The following is an 18,777-nucleotide window of genomic DNA, read 5'->3' as shown; positions in this document are numbered from 1 at the left end:
GTGGGGCAACCGGGCGGTAGGACTTTGTACGCCATCGGTATGGCCGGAGCGCCCGACGGCGAGCCAGACACGGACCCCATGGTGGGAGCCCGATCTGTCTTCTCGCTCAACTTGACGTACGGCAAAGGGAAACGGTTGCCCGACGATCTCTAACGGGTGGATCACGGTCGCATCCTTTCGGCGGACCTTCCGGCGGACGCCTACCCTTCAGACTCCCCGCGGATCACCGCGAGCACGCCATCCAGCTCGTCGGCCTTCACAAGAACGTCACGCGCCTTGGATCCCTCGCTGGGTCCGACGATGCCCCGGGACTCCATGAGGTCCATGAGCCGCCCGGCCTTGGCGAAGCCGACGCGCAGCTTGCGCTGGAGCATCGAGGTGGACCCGAACTGCGTGGACACGACCAGCTCGGCCGCCTGGCACAGCAGGTCGAGGTCGTCGCCGATCTCCTCGTCGACCTCCTTCTTCTGCTTGGTGCCCACGGTGACGTCCTCCCGGAAGACCGGGGTCATCTGGTCCTTGCAGTGCTGCACGACGGCGTGGATCTCGTCCTCGGTGACGAAGGCGCCCTGCATACGGGTGGGCTTGTTCTGACCCATCGGCAGGTACAGCCCGTCACCCTTGCCGATCAGCTTCTCGGCGCCGGGCTGGTCGAGGATGACCCGTGAGTCGGCCAGGGACGAGGTGGCGAACGCGAGCCTGGAGGGCACGTTCGCCTTGATCAGACCGGTGACGACATCGACGGACGGCCGCTGCGTGGCGAGCACCAGGTGGATGCCGGCCGCGCGCGCGAGCTGCGTGATGCGCACGATCGAGTCCTCGACGTCCCGCGGCGCGACCATCATCAGGTCGGCGAGCTCGTCGACGATCACCAGGAGGTACGGATAGGTCTTGAGCTCCCGCTCGCTGCCCTCCGGAGTCTTCAGCTTGCCGTCGCGGATCGCCTGGTTGAAGTCGTCGATGTGCCGGTACCCGAAGGCCGCGAGGTCGTCATACCTGAGGTCCATCTCGCGTACGACCCACTGGAGCGCCTCGGCGGCCCTCTTCGGGTTGGTGATGATGGGCGTGATCAGGTGCGGGATGCCTTCGTAGGCGGTCAGTTCGACGCGCTTGGGGTCGACGAGAACCATGCGGACGTCCTCGGGGGTCGCGCGGCACATGATCGACGTGATCAGGCAGTTGATGCAGGACGACTTGCCCGAGCCGGTGGCACCGGCCACCAGGATGTGCGGCATCTTCGCCATGTTGGCCATGACGTAGCCGCCCTCGACGTCCTTGCCGAGCGCCACGAGCATCGGGTGATCGTCCTCGGCCGCGTCCGCGAGGCGCAGGACGTCGCCGACGTTGACCATCTCGCGGTCCGTGTTCGGGATCTCGATGCCGACCGCCGACTTGCCGGGGATCGGGCTGATGATCCGCACGTCGGGGCTGGCGACGGCGTAGGCGATGTTCTTGGTGAGGGCGGTGATCCGCTCGACCTTGACGGCGGGGCCGAGCTCCACCTCGTAGCGCGTGACCGTGGGCCCGCGCGTGAAGCCGGTGACGGCGGCGTCGACCTTGAACTCGGAGAAGACGTTCGTCAGTGAGGCGACCACGGCGTCGTTCGCGGCGCTGCGCGCCTTGCCGGGGCCCCCGCGCGTGAGGAGGTCGAGCGAGGGCAGCGCGTACGTGATGTCGCCGGACAGCTGGAGCTGCTCGGCCCGCGGCGGCAGGTCGCGCATCTCCTCCGGGGGCGCCTTGGTCAGGTCCGCCACGACGCGCTCGACCGGCTCGGCCTTGAGCTTCTCCTGCTTGGGGCGCGCGGCGGGGACCGGCGTCGGGGTGGTGTCCTCGCGGTCTCCCCCGACCCGTACGCCCTGGGTGAGGTCGGCGACGATCGGCGAGGGCGGCATTCCGTGCAGGACGGCCCCGTCGAGCGCGGCTGCGGCGGCCGCTGCGACGTCCACGGCGTCCATGGGGCGGTTCATGTCGGGCTGGGGCACGGCGGAGCGCCGGGGGCGGCTCCGGCGCTTGGAGAGGGCGTCCTGCTCGGCGCTCTCGGGGTCGTAGGCCTCGGGGGCGCTCCCGCGCTTGCGGGGGCGCGCGGGCAGTGCCTCGCGCCACTGCTCGTCGTAGCGTTCGTCGTCCTCGCCGGCGAACTCGTCCTCGTCGTCGAAGTCGTGGACGATGCCCAGCTTCACACCGAGCAGCCGCAGGCGCTGCGGGATCGCGTTGACGGGCGTGGCCGTGACGACCAGCAGCCCGAAGACCGTGAGCAGTACGAGCAGGGGTACGGCGAGGACCTCGCCCATCGTGTATGTCAGCGGGGTCGCCACACCCCAGCCGATGAGGCCGCCGGCGTTCCTTATGGCCTGCATGCCGTCGCTGCGGGCGGGCGCGCCGCAGGCGATGTGGACCTGGCCGAGCACGCCGATGACGAGCGCGGACAGGCCGATCACGATGCGGCCGTTGGCCTCGGGCTTCTCGGGATGCCGGATGAAGCGCACGGCGATCACCGCGAGCAGTATCGGCACGAGCAGGTCGAGCCGGCCGAAGGCGCCGGTCACCAGGATCTCGACGAGGTCGCCGACCGGGCCGCGCAGATCGGCCCAGGTGCCGGCGGCGACGATCAGCGCGAGGCCGAACAGCAGCAGCGCGACGCCGTCCTTGCGGTGTGCCGGGTCCAAGTTCTTCGCGCCCTGCCCTATGCCGCGGAACACCGCGCCGACGGCGTGCGCGGTACCGAGCCAGACGGCGCGCACGAGCTTGACGATGCCCCCGGTGGGGCTGGGCGCCGGCTTGGGCGCCGGGCGGGCGGTCCTCTTGACCGCCGCCTTCTTCGCGGGGGCCCGTTTCGCAGCGGCCTTCTTCGCCGGAGCAGCCCTCTTGGCGGGCTGCTTCTTGGCTGCGGAGGGACGTGAGGCCATAGGTGTGAGGTTACCTGTGGAGGCGGCAGGGGACACGTGCGTCCACTGCTTCACCCGTTCGTGTCGCCCGTACGGGACCGGGAACTGACGCCCGCTCACGCACAACTGCGCCCGCGGCGGACGTCAGTTCTGCGACGGGACCGAGTTCGCTCCGCTGCCCGTGCCCGGCTCCAGGGCGTCGAGTGCCCTGCGCAGCCCGGTGAGTTTGCGTTCGAGATGAGCCGCGGTCGCTACGGCCGCCGCGTCCGCCGACTCGTCGTCGAGCTGCTTCGACAGCGCCTCGGCCTGTTCCTCCACGGCCGCGAGCCGCGCCGACAGCTCGGCGAGCAGCCCGGCCGGTTCCTTCGCCGCACCGACCGCGGGCTTGCCGCCGCCCTCCAACTGGAGCCGCAGCAGCGCCGCCTGCTCCCGCAGCTGGCAGTTCTTCATGTAGAGCTCGACGAAGACCGAGACCTTCGCGCGCAGCACCCACGGGTCGAACGGCTTGGAGATGTAGTCGACCGCGCCCGCCGCGTAACCCCGGAAGGTGTGGTGCGGGCCGTGGTTGATCGCGGTGAGGAAGATGATCGGGATGTCCCGGGTCCGCTCCCGTCGCTTGATGTGCGCGGCGGTCTCGAAACCGTCCATGCCCGGCATCTGGACGTCCAGCAGAATGACCGCGAAGTCGTCCGTCAGCAGTGCCTTGAGCGCTTCCTCCCCGGACGATGCCCGAACCAGTGTCTGATCGAGCGCAGAGAGGATGGCCTCCAGCGCCAGCAGATTCTCCGGCCGGTCATCGACCAGGAGGATCTTGGCCTTCTGCACCATGGCCCGCCCTCCTCGCCCCGGATGTGCACCGGGCGCCGCCCCAGGGGACGACTCTCTTGCGCCGCCCGTCCTTGTGCCGGTCATGGTAGCCGCACCCCGCCCGTCGCCACACCCTGTCACCGTGATGTCACTGTGCACGTAGCAGAAACGCGGCGGGAGACCAGAAGGTTCCCCGAATCCCGTGCTTCTACACGGCTCCGGGCACACTGAGTCAGCAACTCCGCGTGGCCACCGGACGTTCCCCGCACCGTTCCCACTGCTTTCCCGTCAAGTCCGGTCGTTTTCTTCACTCCGTACGCATCCACTGCTCCATCACCGCCAGCAGGTGGTCGGGATCGACCGGCTTGGTGACGTAGTCCGAGGCGCCGGACTCGATCGCCTTCTCCCGGTCGCCCTTCATCGCCTTCGCGGTCAGCGCGATGATCGGCAGCCCGGCGAACTGGGGCATCCTGCGGATCGCCGTCGTCGTCGCGTATCCGTCCATCTCGGGCATCATGATGTCCATCAGAACGACCGTCACATCGTCGTGCTGCTCCAGGACTTCGATGCCCTCACGGCCGTTCTCCGCGTACAGCACGGACAGCCCGTGCTGCTCCAGGACACTGGTCAGCGCGAAGACGTTGCGGATGTCGTCGTCGACGATCAGCACCTTCTCCCCGCCGAACCGGATGCCCCGGCGCGACGGCGACTCCGGAGCCGCCCACTGGTCCCGTACGGTCTGCCCCAGTTGGGTGGACTGCTCGACGGCCCTGCGCCGGCGCCTGAAGAGCGCGGCGGCACCGTTCTGCGTCTCGTGGTACGACTTCACCTCGGCCGGCGTCTCGAAGTCCACCTCGCTCCGCTCCGAGAGCTCGGCGAGTTCCGCCGCCGACGCCACCAGGTCGCCCGCCTCCAGCGCGGGCAGCTGCTGGTAGCCCTGCGGGGGCAGTTCGCTGGGGTGCAGCGGCAAATACAGCGTGAACGTCGAGCCGCGTCCCGGTTCGCTCTGCGCGTGGATCTCACCGCCGAGCAGCTGCGCGATCTCCCGGGAGATCGACAACCCGAGGCCCGTGCCGCCGTACTTGCGACTGGTCGTACCGTCCGCCTGCTTGAACGCCTCGAAGATGACCCGCATCTTGCTGCCCGCGATCCCGATCCCGGTGTCGGTCACCGAGAACGCGATCAGGCCCGCGTCCGCGTCCCGCAGGGAACCGGCCTCCAGGAGCTGCTCCCGGATCGCCACCGGCACATCCGCGCCGGCCGGCCGGATGACCAGCTCGACCGCCCCGGAGTCGGTGAACTTCACCGCGTTGGACAGCAGGTTGCGCAGCACCTGAAGGAGGCGCTGCTCGTCGGTGTGCAGTGTGGCGGGCAGTTCCGGCGACACCCGTACGGAGAGATCGAGGCCCTTCTCCGCGGTCAGCGGGCGGAAAGTGGCCTCTACGTAGTCGACGAGTTGGACGAGCGCGATCCGCGTCGGGGAGACGTCCATCTTGCCCGCCTCGACCTTCGACAGGTCCAGGATGTCGTTGATCAGCTGGAGCAGGTCGGACCCCGCGCCGTGGATCGTCTCGGCGAACTCGACCTGCTTCGGGGAGAGGTTCCCCTCCGCGTTGTCGGCGAGCAGCTTGGCCAGGATGAGGAGCGAGTTGAGCGGTGTGCGCAGCTCGTGCGACATGTTCGCGAGGAACTCGCTCTTGTAGCGCATCGACACCGCGAGCTGCTCGGCGCGCTCCTCCAGGACCTGCCTCGCCTCCTCGATCTCGGTGTTCTTGACCTCGATGTCGCGGTTCTGCTGGGCCAGCAGCTCGGCCTTCTCCTCCAGTTCGGCGTTGGACGACTGGAGTGCCTTCTGCCGGTTCTCCAACTCGGCCGACCGCTCCCGGAGTTGCTCGGTCAGCTCCTGCGACTGCTTCAGCAGCACCTCCGTCTTGGTGTTGACGGAGATGGTGTTGACGCTGGTCGCGATCATCTCGGCGATCTGGTTGAGGAAGTCCTTCTGGATGTGCGTGAAGGGCGTGAAGGAGGCCAGCTCGATGATGCCGAGCACCTTCCCCTCGAACAGCACCGGCAGCACGATCACCTGCGCCGGCGGCGCCTCCCCGAGCCCCGAGGAGATCTTCAGATAGCCACTGGGCGCGTTCTCCACGAGGATCGTGCGCCGCTCCTGGGCGGCCGTCCCGATCAGCGCCTCACCGGGCCTGAACGAGGTCGGCATGGAGCCCATGGAGTAGCCGTACGACCCGAGCATGCGCAGTTCGTACGCCTCCTCGCCCTCAGTGTCGGCCAGGGGCAGCGCGAGGAAGAACGCGCCGTGCTGCGCGGAGACCACCGGGGTCAGCTCGCTCATGATCAGCGAGGCGACGTCGTCCAGGTCGCGGCGGCCCTGCATCAGCGCGGAGATGCGGGCGAGGTTGCCCTTGAGCCAGTCCTGCTCCTTGTTGGCGATCGTGGTGTCGCGCAGGTTGGCGATCATCTTGTTGATGTAGTCCTGCAGTTCCTGGATCTCGCCCGCCGCGTCGACGTCGATCTTCAGGTTCAGGTCGCCGCGGGTCACCGCGGTCGCCACGCGCGCGATGGCACGCACCTGCCGGGTCAGGTTCCCGGCCATCTCATTCACCGACTCGGTGAGGTCGCGCCAGGTGCCGTCGACGTCACGCACGCGTGCCTGACCGCCCAGCTGGCCCTCGGTGCCCACCTCGCGGGCGACCCGGGTGACCTCCTCGGCGAACGACGACAGCTGATCGACCATCGTGTTGATCGTCGTCTTCAGTTCGAGGATCTCGCCGCGGGCGTCGATGTCGATCTTCTTGGTCAGGTCGCCCTTGGCGATGGCCGTGGTGACCATCGCGATGTTGCGCACCTGACCGGTCAGGTTGGACGCCATCCCGTTCACGGACTCGGTGAGGTCCTTCCACGTGCCGGCCACACCGGGCACGCGCGCCTGACCGCCGAGGATGCCGTCCGTGCCCACCTCGCGGGCCACCTTGGTGACCTGGTCGGCGAACGAACTCAGCGTCTTCACCATGGTGTTGAAGGTGTCGGCGAGCTGCGCGACCTCACCGCGCGCCTCGATCGTCACCGTCCGCGTCAGGTCGCCGTTGGCGACGGCCGCCGCGACCTGGGAGATGTTCCGCACCTGCATGGTCAGGTTGTTGGCCATCAGGTTGACGTTGCCGCTGAGGTCCTTCCAGATGCCCGTGACACCCGGCACGTGCGCCTGGCCGCCCAGGATGCCCTCGGTGCCCACCTCGCGGGCCACCCGGGTCACCTGCTCGGCGAACGACGACAGTTGGTCGACCATCGTGTTGACGGTCGTGACGAGTTCGAGGATCTCGCCCTTGGCGTCGACGGTGATCTTCTTGGAGAGGTCGCCCTTGGCGACGGCGGTCGTGACCTCGGCGATCTGGCGCACCTGGATCGTCAGGTTGTTCGCCATGAAGTTCACCGACTGGGTGAGGTCCTTCCAGGTGCCGGAGACACCCTGTACCTCGGCCTGACCGCCCAACTGCCCCTCGGTGCCCACCTCGCGGGCCACGCGCGTGACCTCCTCGGCGAACGAGGACAGCTGGTCGACCATCGTGTTCAGGGTGTTCTTCAGCTCCAGGATCTCCCCGCGCGCGTCCACGGTGATCTTCTGGGACAGGTCACCCCGGGCCACCGCGGTCGCGACCTGCGCGATGTTGCGGACCTGCGCGGTGAGGTTGCCGGCCATGCCGTTCACCGAGTCGGTCAGGTCGCGCCACACACCGGCGACGCCGGGCACCTGCGCCTGCCCGCCCAGGCGGCCCTCGGTGCCCACCTCGCGGGCGACCCGGGTCACCTGGTCGGCGAAGGCCGAGAGCTGGTCGACCATCGTGTTGATGGTGTTCTTCAGCTCCAGGATCTCGCCGCGCGCGTCCACGTCGATCTTCTGGGACAGGTCACCCTGGGCCACCGCCGTGGTCACCTGGGCGATGTTGCGCACCTGGGAGGTCAGGTTCCCGGCCATCGAGTTGACGGAGTCGGTGAGTTCCTTCCAGGTGCCCGAGACGCCGTCCACGCGCGCCTGGCCGCCGAGACGGCCCTCGGTGCCCACGTCGCGGGCCATCCGGGTCACCTGGTCGGCGAACGACGACAGTTGGTCCACCATCGTGTTGACGGTGTTCTTCAACTGAAGCATCTCGCCGGACACGTCGACGGTGACCTTCTGCGACAGGTCGCCGTTGGCCACGGCCGTCGTCACCTGCGCGATGTTCCTCACCTGTCCGGTGAGGTTGCGGAACGCCGTGTTGACGGAGTCCGTCAGGTCCTTCCAGGTACCGGCCGCGCCCGGCACCTGTGCCTGGCCGCCCAGTTCACCCTCGACACCGATCTCGCGCGCCACGCGCGTGACCTCGGCACCGAACGAGGACAGCTGGTCGACCATCCCGTTGACGGTGTTCTTCAGTTCCAACATCTCGCCGGCCACGTTCACGGTGACCTTCTGGGACAGGTCACCGCTCGCCACGGCGGTCGTCACGGCGGCGATGTCCCGCACCTGGATCGTCAGGTTCCGGAAGACCGTGTTCACCGAATCGGTGAGGTCCTTCCACGTTCCCGCCGCACCCGGCACGTTCGCCTGCCCGCCGAGCTGCCCCTCGGCACCGACCTCGTTGGCCACGCGCGTGACCTCGTCCGCGAACGTACGCAGCGTCTCGGTCATCTGGTTGATCGTCTCGGCGAGCTGGGCGACCTCGCCCCGCGCCGACACGGTCACCTTCTGCGACAGGTCACCGTTGGCGACCGCCGTCGTCACCTGGGCGATCCCGCGCACCTGGGCCGTCAGGTTGCCGGCCATGATGTTCACCGAGTCGGTGAGGTCTTTCCACACCCCGGCCACACCCGGCACCTGCGCCTGGCCGCCCAGCTCGCCCTCGGTGCCCACCTCACGGGCGACCCGCGTCACCTCGGAGGAGAACGACGACAGCTGGTCCACCATCGTGTTGACGGTGTTCTTGAGCTCCAGCATCTCGCCGGCGACATGGACCGTGACCTTCCGCGACAGGTCACCCTTGGCGACCGCCGTGGTCACCAGCGCGATGTCCCGCACCTGGGCCGTCAGCCGGTACGCCATCGTGTTGACCGACTCCGTGAGGTCCTTCCACGAGCCGGACATGCCACGCACGCGTGCCTGCCCGCCCAGCTTGCCCTCGGTGCCCACCTCGCTGGCCACGCGCGTGACCTCGTCGGTGAACGTCGACAGCTGGTCGACCAGGTTGTTGACGGTCCGCCCGACCTTCAGGAACTCCCCGCGGAGCGGATGCCCGGTCCCGTCCGGCGCCTGCGTCCGCAGCTCCATGCGCGGCGACAGATCTCCCTCGGCCACCGCGGACAGCACCCGTCCGACCTCGGAGACGGGCCGTACGAGGTCGTCCACGAGCGCGTTGGAGGCGTCGATGGCCAAGGCCCAGGAACCCTCGCAGGCGCCCGTCTCCAGCCGCTCCGTGAGCTTTCCCTCACGGCCCACCATGCGCCGCACCCGGGACAGCTCGCCCGTGAGATGCAGGTTGCGGTCGGCCACCTCGTTGAACACGGCGGCGATCTCCGACATCACGCCGTCGCCGGACACCGTGAGCCGCTTGCGGAAGTTCCCGTCCCGCATGGAGACCAGAGCCGTCAGCAGCCGGTCCAAGGAAGCCGCGTCCACTTCCGTGGTCCCATTGCGCGGTTTGCGCTGGTTCTTCAGGGACTGTCCGCCTTTCGCGCGCGTCTTAGTGCCCCGCGTCGCTGCGCCAGACTCCACTGTGTCCCTCCCGCAGGGGTCGACCGTTACCGCTGTGCCGGTGTGCAACTGCTCGGCGTATCAGGTTCCGCCGCGTATCTCTGCCCGGTTTACCGGGCTTCACCAAGGTGTGGTGTCCTCCGTCCACAGAAGACACCCGGCCTGCCCGGACCTTCACCAGAATCCTGCCCAGTGTTTCACCCTGCCTGAACCAGGCCATAACAGTTCGGCAGCTTCGCACACGGTCCGCACACCCTGAGGACGTAAACACTGCGGACCGGCATCCGCATGGACGGTGAAGGTAAGTAACCTTGCATGCGGCTGTCCAGCCGCGCCGGTTCCGTCCGGCCTGGGCGGTGGCACGAGCACGAGCGGGCAGGCATCGGAGGGGCACCGCACCATGACCACCGGACTGCATCCTGGGGGAACGCCCCAGGATCCCCCGCCGACCGGAAACCAGCCGGTGCCCCGGCAGGCGCCGATCGGCCATGGTGACCTGTCCGCCGACAACAGGCCGAGGAGTTCTGTGATCACCGCGCGCGCGGCCGCCAGCTTCGAGCCCGTCGGACGATCGGTCGCCACCGCGCGGTCCTTCGTCCGCGACACCCTGCAGGGCTGGGGCTTCGCCGACATCATCGACGACGCCGTGGTCCTCACCAGCGAGCTGGTGACCAACGCCGTCGTCCACGCGGGCACGGCCGCTGACGTTCTGTGCCTACGGAGTGACGACGGCGCGAGGATCGAGGTCGCCGACCACTACCCGGAGCGCGAGATCCCCCTCCAGGGGGCCGCGATCACCATGAGCAGCCCCGACCGCGAGGGCGGCCGCGGCCTCCAGCTGTGCGCGGCCCTGGCCAGCCGCTGGGGCGTCGACTACACCCCCACGAAGAAGCTGGTCTGGTTCCAACTCGACCTCCCCGCACGCCCGGTGGGCACCCGCGCGGCCGGCCCGTCCATCCCGGCCGCCCTGCTCCCGCTCGCCGACGGCAGGGTCCGCGTCGCGGTCGTCCAGATCGACCGTACGGGCTCCATCGCGTCCTGGAACGAGGACGCCGAGGAACTCTTCGGTTACGCCGCCGAGCAGGTCACCGGCAAGCCCCTCACCGACCTCGCCGCCTGGCCGCACACCCCGGGCACCAGCACCGGCATCGCCGAGGCCCTCCGCCTCTCCCGCTGGGAGGGCACCTACGGCATCCGCGGCGCCGACGGCCGCGTGACCCCGGTCTACGCCTCCCACCTCCGCGTCCGCGACACGGACGGCGAGCCGTCAACCGTGTGCCTCCTGGTGAGGGACCACGAACGCGCGGTTCTGCAGACCCCGTTGCGCGGCCCGGCCCCCGACGCGGCGTCCACCCCGGACGGCCAGAACACCGACCCCTTCGAGGTGTTCATCGGCTCCCCCGCGCCGGACGACCTCGACGGCCTCCTCCAGCGCACGGTCGAGCGCGCCCGCGACATGCTCGACGGAGACTCCGCCTTCCTCCTCCTCGCGACGGACGACGAAACGGAGTTGGAGGTCCGCGCCTCCACCGGCCTGCCCTCCGCCCGCCAGCGCTTCGCGCGCGTGCCCGTCGAGGCGGGCCCCGGCCGCTACGGCTCCGCCCGCATGCCGGCCGTCCACGAGGACCTCCAGGCCGTCCCGGGCGCCGTACCGCTGCTGAGCGGCACCGGGATGCGCTCGGTCGTCACGGTCCCCCTGAAGGTGGAGGGCCGCCTCACCGGCTCCCTGGGAGTGGCCGCCGAAGGCCCCAACAAGTACTCGAACGAAGAAGCGCTACGCCTCCAATTCGCCGCGGACCGCATCGCGTTGGCGGTCGAATCGGCCCGCCTGGGCGAACTGGAACGCCTGCGCCGCGGCTCCCTCAGCTTCCTGGTCGAGGCCTCCGATCTCCTCGCGGGCACCCTGGACCGCGATCAGACCCTGGCCCTGATGGCCCAGATGACGGTCCCGACCCTCGCGACCTGGTGCGCGGTCTACACGATCGCCGACCAGTCCTCGGACCCGTACCTCTCGTACGTCCTCCACGAGGACGAGGAACTCATCGACGGCATCAAGTCGTTGCTCTCGAAGATCGCCCCTCCGGACCCGGTCCCCACCCCCGGCGCCCGCGTCTGGGCCGCCCCCGCCGAGGCCGCCCACCAGGCCGCCCTGCGCACCTCCATGCGCAGCCTCGGCCTCGGCGAACCCACCCGCCGCGTCAGCTCGGGTATCGGACCGACTCTCGCCACGGCTTCGGCAGTCGGCGGCGAGACGGTCGTCCTCCCCCTCGTCGCCCGCAACCGCGTCATCGGCATGCTGACCCTCGGCAAGCCCACCGACGAACACTTCCGCCAGGAAATCCTGGAACTGGCCGAGGACTTGAGCCGCCGGGCCGCCCTCGCCCTCGACAACGCCCGCCTGTACTCGGAGCGCACGGCCATCAGCCAGTCCCTCCAGCGCAGCCTCCTGCCCCCCGACCTCCCGCACATCGAGGGCGTCGAGGTAGAGGTCATCTACCGCGCGGCCGGCGAGGGCAACGAAGTAGGCGGCGACTTCTACGACTTGTTCCCCATCCGGGACGGCGTCTACGGCTTCGCCATCGGCGACGTCTGCGGCACCGGCCCCGAGGCGGCCGCGGTCACCGGCCTGGCCCGCCACGCCCTCCGCCTGCTCGCCAGGGAGGGCTTCGGCGGCCCCGCGGTCCTGGAGCGCCTCAACTCCGCGATCCTCGACGAGGGAGCCCGCAGCCGCTTCCTGACGCTCCTCTACGGCGAGTTGTGGCCCCAGGAGGACGGCAGCGCCGAACTGAAGGTGGTCTGCGCCGGCCACCCGCTCCCGCTCCGCCTCCGCCAGGACGGCACGGTCGAACCGGCCGCCGAACCCCAGCCCCTCCTCGGCGTCATGGACGACCTGGAGCTCTACGAGCAGACGGTCACCCTCGACCCCGGAGACGTCCTCCTGTGCGTCACGGACGGCGTCACGGAACGCCGCGAGGGCACCCGCATGCTCGGCGACGACGGCCTCACCGACGTCCTCACGACCTGCACGGGCCTCACAGCGGGAGCCGTAGCGGCCCGCGTGATGCGCGCGGTCGAACGCTTCGCGTCGGACGCCCCGTCCGACGACATGGCCATCCTGGCGATGCGCGTCCCGGGCCTCCAGAAGGACTGACCGACCCCGAACACGCAGAAGGCCCCGCCCAATTGGGCGGGGCCTTCTGATGTCTGGAGCCCTCTAACGGAATCGAACCGTTGACCTTCTCCTTACCATGGAGACGCTCTACCGACTGAGCTAAGAGGGCCTGTCGCTTTCCCGAGGTTTCCCTCGCGGCAACGAAAAGAATCATACCCCGAACAGGCCCGTGCGCCCAACCACCGCCTCCCGACCCCGACTCGATCAGAAAGCGGGCTGCAACAGTCCCCCGAGCGCATTGCATGCAGAAACGATCCTCTGCATCTCCCGCTTGGTCAACGAGGCGTCCACGGGCAGCGCCAGCGTCTCGTCCGCGGCCCGCTCGGTCTCGGGCAGAGCCACACACCGCCGGAACTCCGGCAGCCGATGCACAGGAGTCTTCACCGGCACCCGGCACTCAACTCCCCTACCACGCACGGCCCGAGCGAAGGCGTCACGATCCGGCCGCCCGTTCCCCGGCACCCGCACGACGTACTGCTGGTAGGTGTGCCCGTCACCACCATCGGGCGTCCGCACCCCACGCAACTTCGCGTCAAGATAGGCAGCCCGCTCCCGCCGCTGAGCGACTTCGTCGTACGGCGCCTCGGACTCCCCCTGCTGCAACACCAGCAACCCATGCCGCTGCCCGACCCCGAGCAACCGCCCGACATCAGCGGACCGCCCGAATCGATGCACGACAACTATCGCCGCCGTACGCGGAGTTACGGCCGCTTCGACAGCGGACGCGTCGAGGCAGTAGGTCACCGGATCTATGTCGGCGAACACCGGCAGCCCACCCGCGAGGGTGACGGCCTCGGCGACTTCCACGTTCCCGAACGCCGGCACGACGACCTCGTCACCGAGTCCGACGCCTGCGGCCCTGAGCATTGCAGCAGTACCCATGCTCGGATGGTGATTGCGCAACGTGAACTTCAAGTGACGGCAAACAAAAAAGGGTTGGGCCCCGAACCGAAGTTCAGGATCCAACCCTTTCAATATTTGTTCGGCGGCGTCCTACTCTCCCACAGGGTCCCCCCTGCAGTACCATCGGCGCTGTAAGGCTTAGCTTCCGGGTTCGAAATGTAACCGGGCGTTTCCCTCACGCTATGACCACCGAAACACTATGAAACAGACAACCGCACCACACCCAGTGGCCCCCGGGCATGGGGTTGTTCGTGGTTTCAGAACCAACACAGTGGACGCGAGCAACTGAGGACAAGCCCTCGGCCTATTAGTACCGGTCACCTCCAGCGGTTACCCGCCTTCCAGATCCGGCCTATCAACCCAGTCGTCTACTGGGAGCCTTAACCCCTCAAGGGGGTGGGAACACTCATCTCGAAGCAGGCTTCCCGCTTAGATGCTTTCAGCGGTTATCCCTCCCGAACGTAGCCAACCAGCCATGCCCTTGGCAGAACAACTGGCACACCAGAGGTTCGTCCGTCCCGGTCCTCTCGTACTAGGGACAGCCCTTCTCAATGTTCCTGCGCGCGCAGCGGATAGGGACCGAACTGTCTCACGACGTTCTAAACCCAGCTCGCGTACCGCTTTAATGGGCGAACAGCCCAACCCTTGGGACCGACTCCAGCCCCAGGATGCGACGAGCCGACATCGAGGTGCCAAACCATCCCGTCGATATGGACTCTTGGGGAAGATCAGCCTGTTATCCCCGGGGTACCTTTTATCCGTTGAGCGACGGCGCTTCCACAAGCCACCGCCGGATCACTAGTCCCGACTTTCGTCCCTGCTCGACCCGTCGGTCTCACAGTCAAGCTCCCTTGTGCACTTACACTCAACACCTGATTGCCAACCAGGCTGAGGGAACCTTTGGGCGCCTCCGTTACTCTTTAGGAGGCAACCGCCCCAGTTAAACTACCCATCAGACACTGTCCCTGATCCGGATCACGGACCCAGGTTAGACATCCAGCACGACCAGACTGGTATTTCAACGACGACTCCCCCTGAACTGGCGTCCAGAGTTCACAGTCTCCCAGCTATCCTACACAAGCCGAACCGAACACCAATATCAAACTGTAGTAAAGGTCCCGGGGTCTTTCCGTCCTGCTGCGCGAAACGAGCATCTTTACTCGTAGTGCAATTTCACCGGGCCTATGGTTGAGACAGTCGAGAAGTCGTTACGCCATTCGTGCAGGTCGGAACTTACCCGACAAGGAATTTCGCTACCTTAGGATGGTTATAGTTACCACCGCCGTTTACTGGCGCTTAAGTTCTCAGCTTCGCCACCCCGAAGAGTGACTAACCGGTCCCCTTAACGTTCCAGCACCGGGCAGGCGTCAGTCCGTATACATCGCCTTACGGCTTCGCACGGACCTGTGTTTTTAGTAAACAGTCGCTTCTCGCTGGTCTCTGCGGCCACCCCCAGCTCAAGGAGTAAATCCTCTCACCGGTGATGGCCCCCCTTCTCCCGAAGTTACGGGGGCATTTTGCCGAGTTCCTTAACCATAGTTCACCCGAACGCCTCGGTATTCTCTACCTGACCACCTGAGTCGGTTTAGGGTACGGGCCGCCATGAAACTCGCTAGAGGCTTTTCTCGACAGCATAGGATCATCCACTTCACCACAATCGGCTCGGCATCAGGTCTCAGACTATGTGAGTGGCGGATTTGCCTACCACTCGTCCTACACCCTTACCCCGGGACAACCACCGCCCGGGATGGACTACCTTCCTGCGTCACCCCATCACTCACCTACTACCATCTTGGGCCGGCGGCTCCACCACTTTCCATTCCCCGAAGGGTCCGGAACGGCTTCACGGCCTTAGCATTAATGGGCTCGATGTTTGACGCTTCACAGCGGGTACCGGAATATCAACCGGTTATCCATCGACTACGCCTGTCGGCCTCGCCTTAGGTCCCGACTTACCCTGGGCAGATCAGCTTGACCCAGGAACCCTTAGTCAATCGGCGCACACGTTTCTCACGTGTGTATCGCTACTCATGCCTGCATTCTCACTCGTGAACCGTCCACCACTAGCTTCCGCTGCGGCTTCACCCGGCACACGACGCTCCCCTACCCATCCATACAGGCGTTGGCCCTGTTGTATGAATGACACGACTTCGGCGGTACGCTTGAGCCCCGCTACATTGTCGGCGCGGAATCACTAGACCAGTGAGCTATTACGCACTCTTTCAAGGGTGGCTGCTTCTAAGCCAACCTCCTGGTTGTCTCTGCGACTCCACATCCTTTCCCACTTAGCGTACGCTTAGGGGCCTTAGTCGATGCTCTGGGCTGTTTCCCTCTCGACCATGGAGCTTATCCCCCACAGTCTCACTGCCGTGCTCTCACTTACCGGCATTCGGAGTTTGGCTAAGGTCAGTAACCCGGTAGGGCCCATCGCCTATCCAGTGCTCTACCTCCGGCAAGAAACACACGACGCTGCACCTAAATGCATTTCGGGGAGAACCAGCTATCACGGAGTTTGATTGGCCTTTCACCCCTAACCACAGGTCATCCCCCAGGTTTTCAACCCTGGTGGGTTCGGTCCTCCACGAAGTCTTACCTCCGCTTCAACCTGCCCATGGCTAGATCACTCCGCTTCGGGTCTTGAGCGCGCTACTAAACCGCCCTATTCGGACTCGCTTTCGCTACGGCTTCCCCACACGGGTTAACCTCGCAACACACCGCAAACTCGCAGGCTCATTCTTCAAAAGGCACGCAGTCACGACCCACAGAGTAAACTCTGTGAGCGACGCTCCCACGGCTTGTAGGCACACGGTTTCAGGTACTATTTCACTCCGCTCCCGCGGTACTTTTCACCATTCCCTCACGGTACTATCCGCTATCGGTCACCAGGGAATATTTAGGCTTAGCGGGTGGTCCCGCCAGATTCACACGGGATTTCTCGGGCCCCGTGCTACTTGGGTGTCTCTCAAACGAGCCGTTGACGTTTCGACTACGGGGGTCTTACCCTCTACGCCGGACCTTTCGCATGTCCTTCGCCTACATCAACGGTTTCTGACTCGTCTCACAGCCGGCAGACTGTGAAAGAGAGATCCCACAACCCCGTACACGCAACCCCTGCCGGGTCTCACACGTATACGGTTTGGCCTCATCCGGTTTCGCTCGCCACTACTCCCGGAATCACGGTTGTTTTCTCTTCCTGCGGGTACTGAGATGTTTCACTTCCCCGCGTTCCCTCCACTTGCCCTATGTGTTCAGGCAAGGGTGACAGCCCATGACGACTGCCGGGTTTCCCCATTCGGAAACCCCCGGATCAAAGCCTGGTTGACGACTCCCCGGGGACTATCGTGGCCTCCCACGTCCTTCATCGGTTCCTGGTGCCAAGGCATCCACCGTGCGCCCTTAAAAACTTGGCCACAGATGCTCGCGTCCACTGTGCAGTTCTCAAACAACGACCAACCACCCATCACCCTGCCCTACTGGGCAAGTTCACTGGGGTCGGCACTGAAGGCAGCCTCTCGGCCGTGCCCTCAGACACCCAACAGCGTGCCCGGCACCATCGCCACTCATGATCAGCTTTCCACGCCCCGAAGAGCAGTACTCGCAGCCAAGAGATGACCGACAGTGCCGAATAATCAACGTTCCACCCTTGAGCAACCACCGTCGGACATCTGCCGACGTAATGGCCCTGGACCACCAAGCGAACTTGGCGGCCTAGATGCTCCTTAGAAAGGAGGTGATCCAGCCGCACCTTCCGGTACGGCTACCTTGTTACGACTTCGTCCCAATCGCCAGTCCCACCTTCGACAGCTCCCTCCCCACAAGGGGGTTGGGCCACCGGCTTCGGGTGTTACCGACTTTCGTGACGTGACGGGCGGTGTGTACAAGGCCCGGGAACGTATTCACCGCAGCAATGCTGATCTGCGATTACTAGCAACTCCGACTTCATGGGGTCGAGTTGCAGACCCCAATCCGAACTGAGACCGGCTTTTTGAGATTCGCTCCACCTCACGGTATCGCAGCTCATTGTACCGGCCATTGTAGCACGTGTGCAGCCCAAGACATAAGGGGCATGATGACTTGACGTCGTCCCCACCTTCCTCCGAGTTGACCCCGGCGGTCTCCTGTGAGTCCCCGTCACCCCGAAGGGCACGCTGGCAACACAGGACAAGGGTTGCGCTCGTTGCGGGACTTAACCCAACATCTCACGACACGAGCTGACGACAGCCATGCACCACCTGTACACCGACCACAAGGGGGGCACTATCTCTAATGCTTTCCGGTGTATGTCAAGCCTTGGTAAGGTTCTTCGCGTTGCGTCGAATTAAGCCACATGCTCCGCTGCTTGTGCGGGCCCCCGTCAATTCCTTTGAGTTTTAGCCTTGCGGCCGTACTCCCCAGGCGGGGAACTTAATGCGTTAGCTGCGGCACCGACGACGTGGAATGTCGCCAACACCTAGTTCCCACCGTTTACGGCGTGGACTACCAGGGTATCTAATCCTGTTCGCTCCCCACGCTTTCGCTCCTCAGCGTCAGTAATGGCCCAGAGATCCGCCTTCGCCACCGGTGTTCCTCCTGATATCTGCGCATTTCACCGCTACACCAGGAATTCCGATCTCCCCTACCACACTCTAGCTAGCCCGTATCGAATGCAGACCCGGGGTTAAGCCCCGGGCTTTCACACCCGACGTGACAAGCCGCCTACGAGCTCTTTACGCCCAATAATTCCGGACAACGCTTGCGCCCTACGTATTACCGCGGCTGCTGGCACGTAGTTAGCCGGCGCTTCTTCTGCAGGTACCGTCACTTGCGCTTCTTCCCTGCTGAAAGAGGTTTACAACCCGAAGGCCGTCATCCCTCACGCGGCGTCGCTGCATCAGGCTTTCGCCCATTGTGCAATATTCCCCACTGCTGCCTCCCGTAGGAGTCTGGGCCGTGTCTCAGTCCCAGTGTGGCCGGTCGCCCTCTCAGGCCGGCTACCCGTCGTCGCCTTGGTGAGCCATTACCTCACCAACAAGCTGATAGGCCGCGGGCTCATCCTGCACCGCCGGAGCTTTTAACCCCCACACATGAGTGCAGGAGTATTATCCGGTATTAGACCCCGTTTCCAGGGCTTGTCCCAGAGTGCAGGGCAGATTGCCCACGTGTTACTCACCCGTTCGCCACTAATCCCCACCGAAGTGGTTCATCGTTCGACTTGCATGTGTTAAGCACGCCGCCAGCGTTCGTCCTGAGCCAGGATCAAACTCTCCGTGAATGTTTTCCCGTAATCG

5 protein-coding genes, 1 tRNA gene and 3 rRNA genes are annotated in these 18,777 nt (G+C 65.9%); 1 reads left to right on the top strand and 8 read right to left on the bottom strand.

Annotated features, from left to right (window positions below):
* Positions 1-200 precede the first annotated feature (200 nt).
* The 3 genes from OG496_RS39935 to OG496_RS39925 all read right to left on the bottom strand — a co-directional run bounded on the left by OG496_RS39935 (position 201) and on the right by OG496_RS39925 (position 9,456).
* Positions 201-2,906, bottom strand: coding sequence for a DNA translocase FtsK (locus OG496_RS39935; RefSeq protein ID WP_405974307.1), 2,706 nt, complete (start codon positions 2,904-2,906; stop codon positions 201-203).
* Positions 2,907-3,029: 123 nt separating this feature from the next.
* On the bottom strand, positions 3,030-3,713 hold the full coding sequence (locus OG496_RS39930) for a response regulator (RefSeq protein ID WP_365304273.1): 684 nt from the start codon (positions 3,711-3,713) through the stop codon (positions 3,030-3,032).
* A 286-nt stretch (positions 3,714-3,999) separates the two neighbouring features.
* Positions 4,000-9,456 carry a HAMP domain-containing protein gene (locus OG496_RS39925; RefSeq protein ID WP_405974306.1) on the bottom strand — a complete coding sequence of 1,819 codons (5,457 nt, stop codon included), beginning with the start codon at positions 9,454-9,456 and terminating at the stop codon, positions 4,000-4,002.
* A gap of 379 nt (positions 9,457-9,835) precedes the next feature.
* Between OG496_RS39925 and OG496_RS39920 the strand changes: the two genes are divergently transcribed.
* A complete protein-coding gene (locus OG496_RS39920; protein WP_405974305.1) occupies positions 9,836-12,586 on the top strand; it encodes a SpoIIE family protein phosphatase in 2,751 nt (916 codons plus the stop codon).
* A 54-nt stretch (positions 12,587-12,640) separates the two neighbouring features.
* Here OG496_RS39920 and OG496_RS39915 read toward each other — a convergent pair.
* From OG496_RS39915 to OG496_RS39895, 5 genes are all read right to left on the bottom strand, one after another.
* A tRNA-Thr gene (locus tag OG496_RS39915) sits at positions 12,641-12,716 on the bottom strand.
* A 95-nt stretch (positions 12,717-12,811) separates the two neighbouring features.
* Positions 12,812-13,474 carry a DegT/DnrJ/EryC1/StrS family aminotransferase gene (locus OG496_RS39910; protein ID WP_366493447.1) on the bottom strand — a complete coding sequence of 221 codons (663 nt, stop codon included), beginning with the start codon at positions 13,472-13,474 and terminating at the stop codon, positions 12,812-12,814.
* Positions 13,475-13,587: 113 nt separating this feature from the next.
* Positions 13,588-13,704, bottom strand: a 5S ribosomal RNA gene (rrf, locus tag OG496_RS39905).
* Between the two features lie 93 nt (positions 13,705-13,797).
* A 23S ribosomal RNA gene (locus tag OG496_RS39900) occupies positions 13,798-16,920 on the bottom strand.
* Positions 16,921-17,233: 313 nt separating this feature from the next.
* Positions 17,234-18,761: ribosomal RNA gene (locus OG496_RS39895) — 16S ribosomal RNA — on the bottom strand.
* The 16S, 23S and 5S rRNA genes sit together here, the layout of an rRNA operon.
* Positions 18,762-18,777 lie beyond the last annotated feature (16 nt).

The organism is Streptomyces sp. NBC_00988 (genome assembly GCF_045162645.1).
In the GTDB taxonomy this organism is placed as follows: domain Bacteria; phylum Actinomycetota; class Actinomycetes; order Streptomycetales; family Streptomycetaceae; genus Streptomyces.
Note: the sequence above shows the minus strand (reverse complement) of the source record. Positions and strands in the feature narration are given on the sequence as shown.

Coding starts and splice junctions, on each gene's coding strand:
- OG496_RS39935 (WP_405974307.1), bottom strand. CDS start 2,906: ATGGCCTCACGTCCCTCCGCAGCCAAGAAGCAGCCCGCCAAGAGGGCT.
- OG496_RS39930 (WP_365304273.1), bottom strand. CDS start 3,713: ATGGTGCAGAAGGCCAAGATCCTCCTGGTCGATGACCGGCCGGAGAAT.
- OG496_RS39920 (WP_405974305.1), top strand. CDS start 9,836: ATGACCACCGGACTGCATCCTGGGGGAACGCCCCAGGATCCCCCGCCG.
- OG496_RS39910 (WP_366493447.1), bottom strand. CDS start 13,474: ATGCTCAGGGCCGCAGGCGTCGGACTCGGTGACGAGGTCGTCGTGCCG.